We start from the raw sequence: 17,834 nt of genomic DNA, 5'->3' as shown, positions 1-17,834 counted from the left end.
GCCGGGATCGGACCGCCCCGCCAGGGGCCTCAGACGTCGTCGTCTTCGTCGCGCCCGCCGCCGATGATGTCGGTCATGTCGTCGTCCTCATCCTCGTCGTCGGGGAGGAACGTGTCGTCGGGCTCGTCGGCGACGTCGTCGTCCTCGTCGCCGTCGACGTCGGGCAGGTCGGTCTTGGCGCCCGCCTCGTCTTCCTCGACCTCGTTGATCGACACCGTCTCCTCGTCGGTCTCGGCGACCTCGACGACCTCGACCTCCTCCGCCTCCTCCTCGTCGGCGACGGCCGCGGCGCGCGCGCGCGTCGCCTTCGCGGTCTCGAAGAAGGTCAGCGGGTAGGTCTTGCCGGTGTAGGGCGAGACGATCGGATCCTTGTTGAGATCGTAGAACTTCTGACCCGTCTCCGGGTCGATGCGCTTCGTGCCGAGTTCAGATTTTGCCATGGGGTCGCCTCGTGAGGGAGCGGGGGGAGCGGCCGGGGGAGCGTCGTCGCGATCGGCCGGATCGGACCGGGACGTCCGCGAAAAAGGCGGCTGGAACCGGCGCCCGGCGCCGCTGAAAGCCGGTTGGTCCCTTACGGCGTCGGCCCCGTCTTGTCAAAGCGCGGGCGGCGGCGGTCGCGAATCGCGGGCCTGCGCGGCCGGGCGAGCGTCACGCGAGGGTGCGGGGCGGGCAAAAACCCGTTTCGGTTTTCCGGGCGATGCTGTAGGCGGGTCGCGAACCCGCGAGCGCTGGCCGCGCCCACGCCGCGCGGAGCGCTCGTTGGATGCCCGCCTCCCGAGGCGGGACCGATCTGCGACAGCGAGCGGATGGCGACGATGACGACGAGGACCTTTCCATGACCGGCCACGCCTCCACCCCTTCCGCCCCGCGCCCGCTTCTCAGCCGCCGGGCGTCTGCACTGCGCGGCACGGTGAAGGTGCCCGGCGACAAGTCGATCTCGCACCGGGCCTTCCTGTTCGGCGGCATCGCGGCGGGCCGCACCCGCGTCACCGGCCTTCTGGAGGGCGAGGACGTGCTGGCGACGGGCCGCGCGATGCGCCAGATGGGCGCCGCGATCGAGCGCGACGGCGGATCTTGGGTGATCGACGGCGTCGGCAACGGCTGCCTGCTCGAACCCGAGGGCGTCCTCGACTTCGGCAATGCCGGCACCGGCTCGCGCCTGACGATGGGCCTCGTCGGCGCCTACGACTTCACCACGACCTTCGTCGGCGACGCCTCGCTGTCGCGCCGCCCGATGGGCCGGGTGCTCGATCCCTTGCGCGAGATGGGAGTGCAGGTGCTCGCCCGCTCGCGCGACCGGCTGCCGCTGTCGCTCAAGGGGCCGCGCGTCGCCGCGCCCATCACCTATCGCGTGCCGATGGCCTCGGCGCAGGTGAAGTCCGCCGTGCTCCTGGCCGGCCTGAACACGCCGGGCCTCACGACCGTGGTCGAGCCGGTGATGACGCGCGACCACACCGAGAAGATGCTCGAAGGCTTCGGTGCGAGCGTTCATGTCGAGACGGATGCCAAGGGCGTTCGCACGATCGCGCTGACGGGGCAGGGCGACCTCAAGGGCGTTGCCGACTTCGTGGTGCCGGGCGATCCGTCCTCGGCGGCCTTCCTCGTGGTGGCGGCGCTTCTCGTCGAGGGCTCGGACGTCACGATCGAGAACGCGCTGATGAACCCGACGCGCACCGGACTGATCGAGACGCTGCGCGAAATGGGTGCCGATATCGAGATCGTGAACCCGCGCCGGTCCGGCGGCGAGGACGTCGCGGACCTGCGCGTGCGCCATTCCGCGCTGCGCGGCGTCAGGGTGCCCGCCATGCGGGCGCCCTCGATGATCGACGAATATCCGGTGCTCGCCGTCGCCGCCGCCTTCGCGCAGGGCACGACGCGCATGGAAGGGCTCGACGAATTGCGGGTGAAGGAATCCGATCGTCTCGCCGCCGTGGCGGCCGGCCTGCTCGCCAACGGCGTGGAGCACGAGGAGGGCGAGGACTGGCTCACCGTCACCGGCCGCCCCGACGGCTCCGGGCTCGGCGGCGGCATGGTCGCCACGCATCTCGACCACCGCATCGCCATGAGCTTCCTCGTCATGGGTCTCGCCAGCAGCAAGCCGGTGAGCGTCGACGACGCCACGATGATCGCCACCAGCTTTCCCGAGTTCGAAGGCCTCGTGGCCGGCCTCGGCGGCGTGCTGGAGCCGGCGGGCTGAGGCGCCCGCAGCGAGATCTGCGGGAGGTCCGGCGTTGAGCAATCTCGTCGCCGCGATCCTGGCGTTCCTCTTCTTCGCGCCGCTCGCCTTCGTCTATGGCCGGCAGGTGGCGGGCGCGCAGCACCGCGCGGCGCGCGGCGCGGGCCATGCCGACGCGCGCGGCCTCGCCGCCATCGCCTGGCCGAAGCTCGTGGTGCCGCTCATTCTCGGCCCGGCGATGCTCTACCGCCTCTCGGGCGTCTCGCCCGCCACCGCCGGGCTCGTCGAGAGCAACACGATCCGCACGGCGCTGTCGCTTCTCTGGTTCGCCGGGTCGATCGCCGCGATCCTCTTCTTCGTGACGATCCCCTTCGTGCTCGGTCGCCTGTTCGGCGTCGGCGCGGCGTTCGCCGGGCGCTTCACCGAGATCCGCGACGAGCCGCTGCGCTTCGGCACGCGCGGCTATCGGCGCTCCGGCGGGGCGGGCGAGGGGACGGGCGAAGCAGGGTCCGGCAAGGGACGCGACGATGGCGGCGGCGATGGTGGCGGCGGCGGCGGGGACTGAGCGTCGCCGGATGTGGACGGCGCGGGCCTGTCCCGCTATCCCGCTTGCCGGGGGATCTCGTCCCCGACCGTCATGATGCGCCAAGGACCCGCCGATGCCCCGACCCCTGACGATCGCGCCCCTCGTCATCGCCATCGACGGCCCGGCGGCGGCTGGCAAGGGCACGCTCGCCAAGCGCCTCGCCGGGCATTACGGCCTTCCCTATCTCGACACCGGGCTGCTCTACCGTGCCGTCGGCCGGCTCGCCGCCGACCGGGGCGTCGATCTCGACGACCCGGAGGCGGCCGGTGCGGTGGCGCGCGATCTCGACGCCTCTGTTATCGACGAGGCGGTGCTGCGCGGGCGCGAGGCCGGGGAACTCGCCTCGCGCGTCGCCGTGCATCCGCCCGTGCGCGCCGCGCTGAACGCCTTCCAGCGCGCCTTCGCGGCGCGGGTGGAGGGGGCCGTCCTCGACGGGCGCGACATCGGCACGGTGATCTGCCCGCAGGCGCGCGTGAAGATCTTCGTGACCGCGAGCCCGCAGGTGCGCGCCCGCCGGCGCACCGACGAACTTCTCGCCAAGGGCCGCGCGGTCGATTACGAGCGCATCCTCGCCGAGGTGCGCGAGCGCGACGAGCGCGACGCCGGCCGCGCCGCTTCGCCGCTGAAGCCCGCCGCCGACGCCCGCTTGCTGGACACCAGCGAATTGGGTATAGAGGCAGCGTTCCTGGCAGCTTGCGCGATCGTCGATCAAGCCGCATCCTGAGGGAACGGAACGCCCCGCGCGCCGCTATCCCTCTCGCTCGAAGCGTGTGGGGTGGGCGGCACGACGGCGTTTCGATGAGGAAACAATCGCCAGAGGCCGGTCCACCGCGCCGAAACGGGCCGCGGGTTCTCCTATGAGCCCCGTATCCCGTGTCCCTCGAGATCCGTCGCTTCGCTCGAGCGAAGCCGATCCGGGACAGGACCTGTCCGAGGCACCCGAAACGCGAACCCGATACGGCGCGACGCTTCCGGTCACAGCCCGGAAGTTCCAAGGAGAACGAATGTCCAACGCACAAATGTCGCGCGATGATTTCGCGTCGCTTCTCGAAGCCTCGTTCCACGAGCACGATGTCGCCGAAGGCGCCGTGGTCAAGGGAACGGTCGTCGCGATCGAGAAGGACATGGCCGTCATCGACGCCGGCCTGAAGGTCGAGGGCCGCGTCGCCCTCAAGGAATTCGGCGGCCGCACCGGCGGCGAGCTGAAGGTCGGCGATATCGTCGAAGTCTATGTCGAGCGCATCGAGAATGCGCTGGGCGAGGCCGTCCTGTCGCGCGACAAGGCGCGCCGCGAGGAGAGCTGGGTCAAGCTCGAGGTCAAGTTCAACAACAACGAAAAGGTTGAGGGCCAGATCTTCAACCAGGTCAAGGGCGGCTTCACGGTCGACCTCGACGGCGCCGTGGCCTTCCTGCCGCGCAGCCAGGTCGACATTCGCCCGATCCGCGACGTCGGCCCGCTGATGAACACGCCGCAGCCCTTCCAGATCCTCAAGATGGACAAGCGTCGCGGCAACATCGTCGTCTCGCGCCGCACCGTCCTCGAAGAGTCGCGCGCCGAGCAGCGCTCCGAGATCGTCCAGAACCTCGAAGAGGGTCAGGTCGTCGAGGGCGTCGTCAAGAACATCACCGACTACGGCGCGTTCGTGGATCTGGGTGGCATCGACGGCCTGCTGCACGTCACCGACATGGCCTGGCGCCGCGTCAACCACCCGACCGAGATCCTGCAGATCGGCCAGTCGGTCAAGGTGCAGATCATCCGCATCAACCAGGAAACCCACCGCATCTCGCTCGGCATGAAGCAGCTCGAGGCGGATCCGTGGGAAGGCATCGGCGTCAAGTACCCGATGGGCGTCAAGGTCTCCGGACGCGTGACGAACATCACGGACTACGGCGCGTTCGTCGAACTGGAGCCGGGCATCGAAGGCCTGATCCACGTCTCCGAGATGTCCTGGACGAAGAAGAACGTCCATCCCGGCAAGATCCTCTCGACCTCGCAGGAAGTCGAAGTGGTCGTGCTCGAGGTGGATCCGGTCAAGCGTCGTATCTCGCTCGGCCTCAAGCAGACCCTCCAGAATCCCTGGGAAGCGTTCCGCGACATGTTCCCGGTGGGCACGCTCGTCGAGGGCGAAGTCAAGAACAAGACCGAGTTCGGTCTCTTCATCGGCCTGGAAGGCGACGTGGACGGCATGGTCCACCTCTCCGACCTCGACTGGACGCGTCCGGGCGAGCAGGTCATCGAGGAGTTCAACAAGGGTGACGTCGTCAAGGCGCAGGTCCTCGACGTCGACGTCGACAAGGAGCGCATCTCGCTCGGCATCAAGCAGGTCGGCGGCGAGGCCCAGGGCTCGGCAGCCGGCGGTGCGGCATCGGCACCCGAGGCAGGCGAACTGCGTCGCGGTTCGATCGTCACCTGCGAGGTCACGGCGGTGAACGAAGGCGGCCTCGAGGTCGCGATCGTCGACACCGAGTACACGTCCTTCATCCGTCGCGCCGATCTCGGCCGCGACCGCGACGACCAGCGCCCCGAGAAGTTCTCGGTCGGCCAGAAGGTCGACGTGCGCATCACGCAGTTCGACAAGAAGGCTCGCCGCGTCGGCGTGTCGATCAAGGCGCTGCAGATCGCGGAAGAGAAGGAAGCGGTGGCCCAGTACGGCTCGACCGACTCCGGCGCTTCGCTCGGCGACATCCTCGCCGCGGCCATGAAGAACCGCGAAGAGCAGTAAGCTCTGAAGGGCGGGCCGCGCCTTACGGGTGCGGCCCCCGTTCCACGTGAAACATGAGAAGGCCCGCGACGGAAAACGTCGCGGGCCTTTTTGCGTCGAGGGGGTGGAGCGTGAGGTCCGTGAGCGGTCGGCGCTTTCCGATGCTTGGTAGGCTTTGATGGCGGGGCATCTGCAAAATTGCCGAGCGGACCAACCGCTCGGGCGGCTTCAGCGGTGCTTGGTACCAATCGCCTGTGAGACGACCGTGCGGAGGCAAGCATTCGGAGGCCGCCATGCTAACGGACGCCGGCGTTCGACTCCGGCTTATTTTCTCGGGGCCCTCAAGGTCGCCGTCGCCGCACGGTGGGGTTTCCTCTCCGACGAACCAGATACTGGTCCCTCCGCCGCGCGTGCCGCATCAGCGGTCGTCGCGCAGGGCCTCGTCGCCGCCCTTCGGGAGCGGGCGATCCGTGGGCTTGGCCAGGCTGCCCGGCCGGGCCGGTTCACCGCCGCCGGGCGGGGTGCGATGGGCGGGGCCGGTGTTCTGAGCCTCGGTCGGGGAGACGTTGCGGTCGGGTTTGGTGCGGTCGGGTTTGGTATCGGGCACGGGGTCCTCCTCTGGCGGTCACGAAGTCGCAAGTCGGATGCGGTGCGATGCGTTCCCGGCCGCTGCGATCGTGGTGTCCTCGCGGTCGAAGGTGCGCGCCACCCTTGCGAGCGATGGCGCGATTATGCCATGCGCGGGAGCCAAGGCCGCGCGCCGGATCGGAGACGCCAAGACCCATGGACGAGATGCCCCGCTTCACCACGATCCCCCGCGGCAAGATCTCGGCGATCGCGACGACGCTGGAGATGCGCACGATGCCGGTGCTGCGCGCTGAGCCGGCCTCGCTCATGGGCGAGGTCGTGGATCTCGGCCGGGTTCGGCCGCCAGAGTATCTCGACCTCTACCGCCGCGTCGGCGCCGATCATCTCTGGTTCTCGCGGCTCTACATGGACGAGGCGGCGCTGGCCGCGATCCTCGACGCGCCGGGCACGCAGGTCCATGCCTACCGGGCGGGCGGGCGTGATGAGGGCATTCTGGAACTGGATTTTTCCGACCCCGGCGCTTGCGAGATCAAGTATTTCGGCGTGACGGCGGCGATGCAGGGCACGGGCGCGGCACGGCGCCTGATGAACCACGCGATCGGCACCGCCTTCGGGCGCGGCGTCGAGCGCCTCTGGCTGCACACGAACACGATCGACCACCCGAAGGCGCTCGACTTCTACCGCCGCACCGGCTTCACGCCGATCGGGCAGGAGATCGAGATCGCCGACGACCCGCGGCTACGCGGCGTGCTGCCGCGCGATGCCGCTCCGCAAGTGCCGATCTTCGAGTAGTCGGCGCCCAAACGGCATCGAGCCGTCCAACGGGTGTCGGACGGCTCGATGGCATGCGGGCAGGGCGACGAGGTTCAGTGCGCGGTGAGGCCGGCAAAGCGCGGCGGGGCGCCTTCGAAGAGATGGTCGGCGAGGCTCGCCATGGCGATGGCGTACTGGGTGCGGATCATCTCGATGTGGAAGCTGGTGCCGGCGAGATCGGCGGCCACCTTGTCGAAGCCGCCGCGACCGTCGCTCGCCACCACGCCGGCATTCATCACGGCGGTGGCATAGGCTTCAGCGGCTTCCTCGACGAGACCAAGATGCGTGGCGGCCCAGAGGCCGACCTGCCGGTCGGCACGGGCCCGGTCGCGGAAGGAGCGTTCGTCGCGCATAAGGAACGTGCGCTCGGCGATGTCGTGACGGTCTTCGATGCTCATGCGTCGTCCCCTTCAGCCCGCCGCGGCAGGATTGCTGCGACGGGTTCAGAATGACGGAAAGCCTTCAAAGGACCGTGGCGCGAATCAGTTCAATTCGATGCAAGCCGCGGAAAATGTCTGAACGAAATCTTAAATGCAGGCAGGCTTGCCTTCATTTCTCGTTCGCATTTCCGTGATCGCCCGGCCACCACGACGCGTCTCAGCGGGCGACGGAGTGCGAGAAGATGTCCTCTTCGTCCCAGCCGAGAAGATCGAGCCGGGCGCGGGTCGGCAGGTAGTCGAACGAGGCGCGGGCGAGATCCATGCGGTTCTCGCGCTCAAGCCGCTTGAGGAGCACGCCCATCAGGTCGTGGAGATAGAGGACGTCGGAGGCGGCATAGTCGAGCTGCGCCGGGGTGAGGTTCTCGGCCGCCCAGTCCGAGGACTGCTGCTGCTTCGACAGGTCGACGCCGATCAGCTCCTTGGCGAGATCCTTCAGGCCGTGGCGGTCGGTGTAGGTGCGCACCAGGCGCGAGGCGATCTTGGTGCAGAAGATGCCGTCGGTCATCACGCCGAAGGCGTGGAAGAGCGCGGCGACGTCGAAGCGCGCGTAGTGGAAGATCTTCGTCTTCGAGCGGTCGGCGAGAAGCGCGGCGAGGTTCGGCGCCTCGCGCTGGCCCCGCGCGATCTGGACGATGTCGGCGGTGCCGTCGCCGGGCGAAAGCTGCACCACGCAGAGCCGGTCGCGGCGCGTGTCGAGCCCGAGCGTCTCGGTGTCGATGGCCACCGAACCGGTGTAGCGGGCGAGATCGGGCAGGTCGCCCTTGTGGACGCGGATGGTCATGGCTGGCTCCGGATGGTCCCGCACAGGGCAGCGGGAGAGAACGATCGTCAGGGCCCGCTTAGCGGATTTGGGCTGGCGGCGAAACGGCCAGCGCGCCCCGCCGGCGGGATCGCTGCGCCCTGCCGGCGCTAAGGCGACGCCGTGCGGCAGCGGCGTGGTGCAACGTCGGGGACATCGCCGCGAAACCGCGCCGGTGCAGGATCGTGCGCCTCGAACCATCCCGAAAGTCGATCCGATGACCCCCTATACCGGCGAAGTCACCCCGTTCTCGCTGAAGTCCCTACCGCCGGCGCGTCGGCGCGTTCCCTTTGCGGCAGCCTTCGCATCGGGTGCCGGCACCAGTTTCGCGCTCGGCCTCGCCGTCCTGCCGAACCGCGCCATTTCGCGGGTGGCGAAGACCGGCAGGCGGGTGTAGGAGACCGGTCGTCAGGTCTCCTTATCTGTTCGGGATTGCGGCCCAGCGGCGGATCGTCCGAACCATCCGATCGGCTTCCCATGCACCAGCCCCTGCGAACACGGCGCCCGCTGATCCTGGCCGCGGTCATGGCCTCGATGGCGATGATCGCGATCGAGGCGACGATCGTCTCCACCGCCATGCCGCAGATCGCCGGCCAGCTCGGCGACCTCCACCTCTATTCCTGGGTGTTCTCGTCCTTCCTGCTGGCGCAGACGGCCACCACGGTGATCTTCGGCAAGCTCGCCGACACGTTCGGCCGCAAGCCGGTGCTGCTCGCCGGCATCGCGGTCTTCCTCGTCGGCTCGGTGCTCTGCGGGTTCGCCTGGTCGATGCCCTCGCTCATCGTCTTCCGCCTGCTGCAGGGGGTCGGCGCCGGCGCGATCCAGCCGGTGGGCCTCACCGTCATCGGCGATCTCTACAGCGTCGAGGAGCGCGGCAAGATCCAGGGTTATCTCGCCAGCGTCTGGGGCGTCTCCTCGGTGGTCGGTCCGTTCGCGGGCGGGCTCATCGTCGCCGATCTCTCGTGGTCCTGGATCTTCTGGATCAACCTGCCGATCGGGCTCCTGGCCGCCGCCTTCTTCATCCGCTTCCTGCGCGAGGAGATGGCGCCGCGCGAGCGCTCGCTGGATTTCGCGGGCGCCGCGCTCTTCACGCTCGCCGTCGCCGCGCTGATGGTGGCGCTGACCGAGATCGGCACGTCGGGCGCGCCGACCGTGATGGCCGCGCTCGGCCTCTGCCTCGTCAGCGGCGCCGCCTTCTTCTGGCGCGAGGCGCGGGCGCTCGATCCGATGATGGATCTCAAGCTCTGGTCGCGCCGCACGCTCCTCACCGTCAACGCCGCGACGCTGCTCTCGGGCATGTCGGTGATCGGCCTCACCACCTTCCTGCCGATGTACGTGCAGGGCGTGCTCGGGCAGTCGGCGCTCATCGCCGGCTTCACGCTGACGGCGATGGTGCTGGGCTGGCCGATCGGTGCGACGATCGCGGCGAAGAACTTCGCCCGCTTCGGCCTGCGCCCGACGCTGCTCTTCGGCGCCGTGCTGCTGCCGATCGGGGCGCTCGCCTTCCTCGTGCTCTCGGCCGGCATGTCGCCGCTCGTCGCCGCCGCGGGCTCGGTGGTGATGGGCTTCGGCATGGGCTTCCTGTCGACGAGCGCCATCGTCATCGTCCAGAGCAGCGTCGGCTGGAGCGAGCGGGGCGCGGCCACCGCCTCCAACATCTTCTCGCGCAATCTCGGCAGCACGCTGGGCGCCGCCGCGCTCGGGGCGGTGTTCAATGTCGGGCTGCAGGGAGCCGAAGGCGGCGCCGTGGCCTTCGACGAGATCCGCCGGCTGCTCGACGGCGGCGGCGCGCTGGCGGTGGACGAGGCCGCGCGCAGCGCCCTCGAAGCCTCGCTGCATCTGACCTTCTGGGGCGTCTTCGCCATCGCCGCGGCGACGCTCGCGGCCGCTCTCCTCGTGCCCCATGTCGCCCATGCCGCAAGCGTTCCGGCCACGGCGAAAGCCGAGCCCGAGGATGCGCTGACGGTCGGGCACTGAATGCCGGGCCCCAAGCCCCGTGGTCGGGTCTCCCATCTGGTCGGTTGACCGAACCTCTCGGTCGATCTAAGCGCGAGGGGTGGCCATCCTCCCGCGTTCACGACGCCGGGCGGGTTGCCGCTAGGGTATCGCGGCGCCGGGAGGCCGGTCGGGAGCGGGGCGGGAGGCCCGGAACCGATCGAGGGGCGCGGGCGGCAAGACCAAGGGGAGGGGACGGCATGCTGATCGGCATCGACTGGGGCGGCACGAAGATCGAGGGGATCGCGCTCAGTCCCAACGGGCGCGAGCTCGCGCGCATCCGCCAGGACACGCCGCGCCACGACTATGACGGCTGCATCACCGCCATCGGCGGCATCATCGCCCGGCTGGAGGCCGAGTGCGGGACAAGCGGCACGGTCGGCATCGGTATTCCCGGCTCGCTCGAGCCGCACTCGCGCCTCGGCAAGGGCGCCAGCTCCACCTGGCTCCTCGGGCGGCCGGTGGAGCGCGACCTGACCGAGCGGCTGGGGCGGGCGCTGCGGGTCGAGAACGATGCCGACTGCCTCGCCGCCTCGGAGGCCGTCGACGGCGCGGGCGCCGGCCACAACGTCGTCTTCGCGGTGATCCTCGGTTCCGGCGCGGGGGCCGGCATCGCGGTCGGCGGGCGCGCCCATCACGGGCCCAACAACAGCGCCGGCGAATGGGGCCACAATCCGCTGCCCTTCCCGACGATCCACGAACTGCCGGGCACGCCCTGTTATTGCGGCAAGCACGGCTGCCTCGAAACCTGGGTCTCGGGCCGGGCCTTCGAGGCCGACTACGCCCGCCACACCGGCACGCAAACGCCCGCCCGCCTCGTCATGGAGAAGGTGCGCGAAGGCGACCGGCTCGCGGGTCTCGTCTGGCAGCGCTACATCGACCGCGTGGCGCGCGGCCTGTCGGTGGTGGTGAACACGCTCGACCCCGACATCCTCGTCATGGGCGGGGGCATGTCCAACGTGCCCGAACTCTACGAGGCGCTGCCGCCGCGCTTGGCGCACTACACGTTCTCGACCGTGTTCCATACGCCGATCGCGCAGTCCCGGCATGGAGACTCCTCGGGTGTTCGCGGTGCCGCCTGGCTCTGGAAGGACGGCTGACGCGCTTTTCCGTTTCGCCGGTCCGCCGCTTCGAGGCCGACCCCCGCGTTCGCCTCGTCGCATCGCCCGTTCCTACCGATCTCGCCCGAAAGCTCCCGATGACCGCTTCCTCCCTGACCGCTGCCGATCTCGACGCCCGCTTCGCCTTTGCCCAAGACCTCGCGGCTGAAGCCGGAGACCTCGCGCTCTCCTACTTCCGGCGGCTGGAGACGCTGACCGTTCGCTCCAAGGGCCTGCAGGACATGGCAAGCGAGGCCGATGTCGAGGTCGAGCAGATGATCCGCTCGCGCATCGCAGCGGCTTATCCGAGCGACGCCTTCCTCGGCGAGGAGACCGGGCGCACCGAATTCACGCCAGGACAGGGCATCTGGGTGGTCGATCCCATCGACGGCACACAGCCCTTCGTCAACGGCATGACCGCCTGGTGCGTCTCGATCGCCTTCGTGGAAGGCGGGCGCAATCGCTTCGGCGTCGTCGACAGCCCGGCGCGGGGGGAGCGCTTCGCGGGCGGCGCGGGCCGCGGCGCGACGCTGAACAGTCGGCCGATCGCGGTGCGCCCGGCCGTGAGCGTGCGCGAGGGCCTGCTGGCGCTCGGCTATTCGCCGCGCGTAACGCCGGCCGCCTTCATCGAGCCGCTCGGGCGCATTCTGGAGGCCGGCGGCATGTTCACGCGCGACGGTTCGGGCGCGCTATCGCTCGCCTATGTCGCCTGCGGCCGGCTCCTCGGCTATGCTGAGCCGCACATCAATTCGTGGGACTGCCTCGGGGCGATGGCGGTGATCGAGGGCGCCGGCGGCCGGGTCAGCGACTTCCTCGGCGGCGAGGGCCTCTGGTCCGGCAACCCGCTCCTCGCCGCCTCGCCCGAACTCTATCCCGAGCTCGAACGCCTCTATCTCGGCCGCTGAGGGCCGACCGGGCTCAGGCGCGAAGCCGCTCGATCGACCGCGTCTCGCCCGGCTCTGCCGCCGAGGCCGCAGTGCCCCGGCCGGCATAGGTCGAGCCGAAGGCGCGGACCTTTTCCTGCAGGGCGAGGACGCCGGCCCGGCGCTCGCTCGAGGCCGTGGAGGGTGCGCTGTCGCGCTCGAGCTTGAAGAAGCCGGCATTCTCCTGCAGGCGACCGGCCTCCGCCGAGAGCTGGCCGGCGGTGGCGGCCATCTCGTTGGCGGCGCCGGCATTGGCCTGCGTCACCTGATCGAGCTGCTGGATCGCCTGGTTGATCTGGTCGATGCCGACCGACTGCTCGCGGCAGGCGGCGGAAATCTCCGAGACGAGTTCGGCGGTGCGCTCGATGTCGGGCATCAGCCGGTCCAGCATCTCGCCGGCATCGGTCGAGGTCAGGAGGGTCTGCGCGGAGAGCTGCCCGATCTCGCGGGCCGCGTCCTGGCTGCGTTCGGCGAGCTTGCGGACCTCGGAGGCGACCACCGCGAAGCCCTTGCCGTGGCTTCCCGCGCGCGCCGCCTCGATCGCCGCGTTGAGCGCCAGAAGGTCGGTCTGGCGGGCGATCTCCTGGATCACGGTGATCTTGGCGGCGATCATGCGCATGGCGTCCACCGAGGCCGCCACCGCGACGCCGGTCTTCTGGGCGCTGGCGGAGGCCTGGATCGCGATCTTCTCGGTGGTGCCGGCATTGTCGGCGTTCTGGCGCACGTTCGCCGTCATCTCCTCGATCGCCGCCGAGGCCTGTTCGGATGCCGCCGCCTGCTCGCTGGAGCCCGAGGAGAGTTGCTCGGCGGTCGCGGCCGATTGCGAGGAGCCGGAGGCGACCTGCATCGAGGAGTCGCGGATGGCGATGACCGTCTCGTTCAGCTTCACGCGCATCTGGCAGATCGTCGTCAGGAGATCGCCGATCTCGTCGTCCTGCCGGATCTTGATGCGCTCGGAAATGTCGCCGCCGCCGATCTTGCGGGCGTGGCGCATGGCAAGGTTCAGGCCGCGCGAGATCGACACGGCCAGCCAGAGGGCCGCGCCCGCGCCGAACAGCAGCGCCAGCGCGACGAGGGCGATCAGCACGGTGCGCGTCGAGACGAAGTCGGCCTCGGTGTCGGCCGCGAGACCCTCCGCCACGGTGGTCTCGGCGGCGATCAGTTCATCCATCTGCCGGATGACGTCGAGGAGGAAGGGGCGCCCTTCCGCCGAATAGGCCCGGTTCGCCGTCAGCACCGAGTTCGCGGTTCCCAGCGCCGCGATCCTCTCGACGATCGGCTTCAGCTGCCGCCAGTCGTCCATCTGCTCGGTCGCCGCCGCGGCAAGTGGCGTGCCCGAGGCGGCGGCGACATAGGTCGCCATCGCGGCTTCGAAGGTCTGGAACTGGCCTTCGAACCGGCTCGATGCGGCCTGGAGGCGCGCCGCCTCGGTCTCGGCGGTGGCCGCCATCAGGCGAAACATCATCTGCTGCAGGCCGAGGCGGACTGCCGAGGCGGAGTCGCGCAGGGCCTGCGCGCCGGGCACGGTCGCGATCTCCTCGCGCATGGCGGTGAAATCCTTCGTCAGCTCCTCGACAAGCGGCGACGCGGTGCCGGCAAACAGCTCGTTCGCTCGCGTCATGGTATTCTGCTGAACGAGGTCCATCGTTTTGTCGGCCATGCCGGACCAAATGACGATGGCGGCTGCGATCGCGTCGGTCGCCGAGATCAGCGCGGTCATGTCGGGCTCGAGATCCGCCCGGTAGGCTTTGATGATCTCGAGTTCCGCCGCCAGACCCTTGTCGATGCCGGCGCGCACCTCCGCCATCTCGGCGTCGTCGGTGGAGGCGAGCATCCGGTTGAGGCTGCGGCCGAGATTCTGCATGCCCCGGGCCGCATCCGCCAGCCGCTTCGTCTGCGCATAGGGGCCGGAGACGAAGCTCTGCATGTTCGCGTTGGAGGACTGGAGGCCCTGGACCCCGTAATAGCCGGCCACCCCCATCAGACCGAGAACCCCGGCAAAGGCCGTCGCAAGTTTCAGCTTGATCGTCAGGCGCACCGGCTCATCCCTCTCGGTTGTCAGTCGGTGGAGAGACTGCCGGAGGGACGTTGCCAGCGACTTAAGTTCAGGCGCAATGACGGTTTCGTGTTGCCGCAATGCAACCCATGGCTATGCGGCGGGTCCAAGCGATCAAGGACTTGGCTGGCTGGCCTGACGTACCGGTCGCGGGAAGGTTGCCCGGCCGCTCAGTCAGGATGGCCCACCCTCTCGGCGGCGCGCCGGACGGTCGCCTTGTCGGCCTCGATCGTCAGCCCGTTCTCGAAGCGCTCCAGCGCTTGGCGCGAGTGGCGCGCCGCCTGCGCGGCAAAGCCATCGGCGCCGAGGCGCGCCAGCGTCGCCAGAGATTTCTGCAGGCGCACGCCGATCTCGACGAGCGTCGCCCCATCGCGCGCGATCGGAATGTAGAGGTCGTCGAAGAGGTCGGCGACGTCGAGCCTGGGCACGAAGACGTTGGGGTGCTCGATCTCTCGCTCGCCCTCGATCGGCTCGGCCCGTACCGCGAGCACCCGCACCGTTCGCCCGATCACGTCGATCACCGTGCCCAGATCGTTCGTCGCCGGCGACAGGGCGCGGCTGGCGATCTCGGTCAGAACCGAGACGCCGAAGCGCGGATCCTGGTCGTAGGAGCGGATATCGCCGATCGTGAAGCAGGCGCGGATGCGATCGGCGATCCCGTCGTCGCCGAACCCGGAGAACTCGGCAACGGGCCGCGTCGGATCGATGAAGTCGCCGGGCACCGCCCGCACGAAGATCTTCCCCGCCTCGCCCGCCAGCTCGGAGAGGTCGGCCATGTCGATGTGCTGGACGTAGCCGATCTCGGGAACCGAGACGGACCGGGCGTCCGCCGGGATCTGCGAGGCGGGATCGGCCAGTTCGCGGCCCCCGAGGAAGGGACTGCGATGGCGCTCGCGCATCGAGGCGATCGCCGCCTCCTCGACGCGCTGGGTCGTCTCGGTCACGCGGCCGAGCCGGGAGAGGTGGTCGATCCAGCGCAGCAGCGTCACCACGATGAAGACGATCACGAGGATCGTCACCCCGAACAGGACGACGCGCCCGCTCTCGCCGTAAATCCCGGTCGACAGCGCCACGATGCCGACCAGGCTGAACAGGAACGAACCGATGAAGGTCGCCAGCACGTTCTGGGTGGTCGTGTCCTCCATCACCAGCTTCGTCGCCCGCGGCGTCACGTTGCTCGTCGCCGCGGAATAGGCGCCGACCATCGTGGAGAGGGAGAAGGTCGTCACCGTCAGCATCGAGGAGGCGATGATGCCGAGAATGTTGTCGACGGCATTGGCGCCGATCTGGGTCGGTAGGTCGTTGGGAATATAGGGCGTGACGACGAGCGCCACGAGCGCGGTCGCCACCGCCGCCAGCGAGAAGAGGGTCGCCCGGAACCAGATGCGGCGGGTGAGCTGCCGAAGCCGCCAGAGAAAGCGCGAGGTCATGCCGGCACCTCTCGCCGCGTAGGAGCCAAACCGGTGGAGCTGGGGATCGGAAGGTCGTTCATGACGGTCTGGTCCTCGTGGCTGGCGGATCGTCGGCTCGAACCCGCACGTTGCATGACGAGAGCGAGACGCCGGTCGGGGCCGCTGCGTTCCCTGAAAGCGTCTCGATCTCGTCGGTCGAAGCGAGGAAACGTTCGACAGCGGGGCGCGGGATCTTCAAGCTCGCGGGCGTCCCTCCTCTGGAACCCGACCGCATGATCACGCCCGCTTCGTCCGACACCCGCATGCGCCTGCGCAAGGTCCGCCTGCTCAGGCGCTCGCGCCGGGTCTGGGCGACGCGCAAGGTCTGGCGGCCGCGGCTGGTGTTCTGGGCGGGCGCGCTCGCCATCGGCCTCGTCAGCGTCGCCTTCGCGTTTCTCGCCGATGCCGCGCAGCACGCGTTCGCCGCGATCCGCGCCACCGACGGCCTCGGCCCGCTCGCCATGCTTCTCCTGCCGCCGGCGGGCTTTGCCCTCTCGGCCTATCTCGCGGTGACGTTCTTTCCGAACGCGCAGGGCAGCGGCATCCCGCAGGCGATCGCCGCGCGCCATCTCGAAGATGCCGCCGACCGCGGCCGCCTCCTGTCGCTGCGAATCGCCGCCGGCAAGATCCTGCTGACGCTCCTGGGGCTGCTCTCGGGCGCCTCAATCGGCCGCGAGGGACCGACCGTCCAGGTCGGGGCCGCCATCATGCTGGCCGCCGGGCGCTTCGGCGGTATGGCGCAGGCGCGCGGGCTCATCCTCGCCGGCTCGGCCGCCGGCATCGCGGCGGCCTTCAACACGCCGCTCGCCGGCATCGTCTTCGCGATCGAGGAGATGGGCCGCGCCTACGAGGCGCGCACCAACGGGCTCGTGCTCTCCGCGGTGGTCCTGGCCGGCCTCGCCTCCCTCGCCCTGACCGGAAACTACACCTATTTCGGCGAGAGCGAGGCGGTGGCGGGCTCGGCGCGCGACTGGCTGCTGGTGATCGCCTGCGGCATCATCGGCGGGGCGCTCGGCGCCGCGTTCAGCGCCTGCGCTCTGCGCCTGATGCGGCGGATCAAGCGATGGACCGTCGCCGTGCCGCGGCGGCGCGCGGTGGCCGCGGCCGGCGTCTGCGGGCTCCTCGTCGCGCTCATCGGCCTCGTCTCCAACGGGGCGACCTACGGCACCGGCTACGAGCAGGCGCGGGGCGCGATCGAGGGCACGGCCCTGCCGGCGCTGTTCTTCGCCGAGAAATTCGCCGCCAGTCTCGTCTCGATGGTGTCGGGCATTCCCGGCGGCATCTTCGCCCCCTCGCTCGCGGTGGGAGCGGGGCTCGGTTCGACGATCGGCCTCGTCCTCGGCACCGGCACGGGGCTCGCCGCCACGCTCGGCATGGCCGGCTATTTCGCGGGCGTCGTGCAGGCGCCGATGACGGCCTTCGTCATCATCCTCGAAATGACCGGCAACCAGGGCAACGTCATCCCGCTCATGCTCGCAGCGCTGCTCGGCTACGGCACCGCACGGCTGGTCTCGGGCGAGGCGCTCTATCACAGCCTGTCGCGCAACTTCGTCGCCGACGTCATCCGCACCCGGCGCGCTGAAGAGCGGGCCCGCGAGGGGGCCCCGAATCCATGAGCTTGGCCGGCCAGCGGTTCAGCGCGAGAGAGCGCCGGACGCCGACCGGAAAGGCCGATCGCACGCGCCAACGAGCGCCAGACGACGCAATGCCGACATCAGCGATCTTCGATCGAATGAAAGGAATAAACTCAACACGTCGACGTCGGTTGGCAGATTACCCGACCTCTGCCGAAGCAGATCCGCTCACGATCCAGCCCTCGTCTGGCGAGGGCCTCAACAACTGTCTTGCGGAATGGTGCCCAGGAAAGGACTCGAACCTTCACACCTTGCGGTACACGGACCTGAACCGTGCGCGTCTACCAATTCCGCCACCTGGGCACTGGCGGTCTCAATAAGTTTCGATCGCGGTGCTGTCAATCGCGTTCGCGAGGAAAGCTTCGGACGGGGCGAGAAATCGTGCGGGTGGCGGATGGTCCGCGACAGCGTGGGGCGTCGAGCGGGGCGGAAGCCGAGAAGGTGAGGTGTGAAGGCTCGTGAGGCGGTCGGTCGCGGGAGCGTTCGCGATGGGTCTGCGTTGGAGCTCTGAATGCGACGGCAGCCGACGCCACGGCGACGGGAAGCGGCTTTTCCCGCAGCGCGATCTCCG

Annotated in this window: 16 protein-coding genes and 1 tRNA gene; 10 read left to right on the top strand and 7 right to left on the bottom strand. The window is 69.5% G+C overall.

The window, feature by feature from the left end; genetic code table 11:
* Positions 1 to 29: 29 nt before the first annotated feature.
* Positions 30 to 440 (bottom strand): TIGR02300 family protein, encoded by a 411-nt coding sequence (locus AUL33_RS13805; RefSeq protein WP_062209020.1) that lies wholly within the window; start codon positions 438 to 440, stop codon positions 30 to 32.
* Between the two features lie 395 nt (positions 441 to 835).
* On the opposite strand from AUL33_RS13805, the gene aroA reads away from it, so the two are divergent.
* From aroA to rpsA, 4 genes are all read left to right on the top strand, one after another.
* Positions 836 to 2,197 (top strand): 3-phosphoshikimate 1-carboxyvinyltransferase, encoded by a 1,362-nt coding sequence (gene aroA, locus AUL33_RS13800; protein WP_062209085.1) that lies wholly within the window; start codon positions 836 to 838, stop codon positions 2,195 to 2,197.
* A 34-nt stretch (positions 2,198 to 2,231) separates the two neighbouring features.
* Positions 2,232 to 2,741, top strand: a complete 510-nt coding sequence (locus AUL33_RS13795; RefSeq protein WP_062209018.1) for a hypothetical protein — start codon at positions 2,232 to 2,234, stop codon at positions 2,739 to 2,741.
* Positions 2,742 to 2,835: 94 nt separating this feature from the next.
* Positions 2,836 to 3,486 carry a (d)CMP kinase gene (gene cmk, locus AUL33_RS13790; RefSeq protein WP_062209016.1) on the top strand — a complete coding sequence of 217 codons (651 nt, stop codon included), beginning with the start codon at positions 2,836 to 2,838 and terminating at the stop codon, positions 3,484 to 3,486.
* Between the two features lie 280 nt (positions 3,487 to 3,766).
* On the top strand, positions 3,767 to 5,485 hold the full coding sequence (gene rpsA, locus AUL33_RS13785) for a 30S ribosomal protein S1 (RefSeq protein ID WP_062209014.1): 1,719 nt from the start codon (positions 3,767 to 3,769) through the stop codon (positions 5,483 to 5,485).
* A gap of 397 nt (positions 5,486 to 5,882) precedes the next feature.
* Here rpsA and AUL33_RS13780 read toward each other — a convergent pair whose 3' ends face one another.
* Complete coding sequence (locus AUL33_RS13780) at positions 5,883 to 6,071, bottom strand: hypothetical protein (RefSeq protein WP_062209012.1); 189 nt, start codon at positions 6,069 to 6,071, stop codon at positions 5,883 to 5,885.
* A 176-nt stretch (positions 6,072 to 6,247) separates the two neighbouring features.
* Between AUL33_RS13780 and AUL33_RS13775 the strand changes: the two genes are divergently transcribed.
* Positions 6,248 to 6,844, top strand: a complete 597-nt coding sequence (locus AUL33_RS13775; RefSeq protein WP_062209011.1) for an N-acetyltransferase — start codon at positions 6,248 to 6,250, stop codon at positions 6,842 to 6,844.
* Between the two features lie 74 nt (positions 6,845 to 6,918).
* On the opposite strand, the gene AUL33_RS13770 is transcribed toward AUL33_RS13775, so the two are convergent.
* Together AUL33_RS13770 and AUL33_RS13765 are read right to left on the bottom strand one after the other, a co-directional pair.
* Entirely contained in the window at positions 6,919 to 7,263 is a 345-nt protein-coding gene (locus AUL33_RS13770; RefSeq protein ID WP_062209006.1) for an ATPase inhibitor subunit zeta, read from the bottom strand.
* A 199-nt stretch (positions 7,264 to 7,462) separates the two neighbouring features.
* Positions 7,463 to 8,086 (bottom strand): ribonuclease D, encoded by a 624-nt coding sequence (locus AUL33_RS13765; protein WP_062209003.1) that lies wholly within the window; start codon positions 8,084 to 8,086, stop codon positions 7,463 to 7,465.
* Positions 8,087 to 8,321: 235 nt separating this feature from the next.
* Here AUL33_RS13765 and AUL33_RS13760 point away from each other — a divergent pair, with 235 nt between their 5' ends.
* The 4 genes from AUL33_RS13760 (at position 8,322) to AUL33_RS13745 (ending at position 12,104) form a co-directional block, all read left to right on the top strand.
* Positions 8,322 to 8,501, top strand: a complete 180-nt coding sequence (locus AUL33_RS13760) for a hypothetical protein (RefSeq protein ID WP_062209000.1) — start codon at positions 8,322 to 8,324, stop codon at positions 8,499 to 8,501.
* A gap of 80 nt (positions 8,502 to 8,581) precedes the next feature.
* Entirely contained in the window at positions 8,582 to 10,081 is a 1,500-nt protein-coding gene (locus AUL33_RS13755; RefSeq protein WP_082652583.1) for an MDR family MFS transporter, read from the top strand.
* Between the two features lie 218 nt (positions 10,082 to 10,299).
* The gene (locus AUL33_RS13750; protein WP_062208997.1) at positions 10,300 to 11,199 is read left to right on the top strand and encodes an ROK family protein; all 900 of its coding nucleotides are present in this window, start codon (positions 10,300 to 10,302) and stop codon (positions 11,197 to 11,199) included.
* 98 nt (positions 11,200 to 11,297) lie between these two features.
* The gene (locus AUL33_RS13745; protein ID WP_062208994.1) at positions 11,298 to 12,104 is read left to right on the top strand and encodes an inositol monophosphatase; all 807 of its coding nucleotides are present in this window, start codon (positions 11,298 to 11,300) and stop codon (positions 12,102 to 12,104) included.
* Between the two features lie 13 nt (positions 12,105 to 12,117).
* Here AUL33_RS13745 and AUL33_RS13740 read toward each other — a convergent pair whose 3' ends face one another.
* A complete protein-coding gene (locus AUL33_RS13740) occupies positions 12,118 to 14,160 on the bottom strand; it encodes a methyl-accepting chemotaxis protein (RefSeq protein ID WP_062208991.1) in 2,043 nt (680 codons plus the stop codon).
* Between the two features lie 188 nt (positions 14,161 to 14,348).
* Positions 14,349 to 15,608 carry a DUF2254 domain-containing protein gene (locus AUL33_RS13735; RefSeq protein ID WP_062208988.1) on the bottom strand — a complete coding sequence of 420 codons (1,260 nt, stop codon included), beginning with the start codon at positions 15,606 to 15,608 and terminating at the stop codon, positions 14,349 to 14,351.
* A gap of 254 nt (positions 15,609 to 15,862) precedes the next feature.
* Here AUL33_RS13735 and AUL33_RS13730 point away from each other — a divergent pair, with 254 nt between their 5' ends.
* Positions 15,863 to 17,245 (top strand): chloride channel protein, encoded by a 1,383-nt coding sequence (locus AUL33_RS13730; protein ID WP_062209082.1) that lies wholly within the window; start codon positions 15,863 to 15,865, stop codon positions 17,243 to 17,245.
* Between the two features lie 236 nt (positions 17,246 to 17,481).
* Here AUL33_RS13730 and AUL33_RS13725 read toward each other — a convergent pair.
* Positions 17,482 to 17,566, bottom strand: a tRNA-Leu gene (locus AUL33_RS13725).
* Positions 17,567 to 17,834: the final 268 nt, after the last annotated feature.

The sequence above is a fragment of the Aureimonas sp. AU12 genome (assembly GCF_001463705.1).
In the GTDB taxonomy this organism is placed as follows: domain Bacteria; phylum Pseudomonadota; class Alphaproteobacteria; order Rhizobiales; family Rhizobiaceae; genus Aureimonas.
This window is presented reverse-complemented; position numbering and strand designations above follow the sequence as displayed.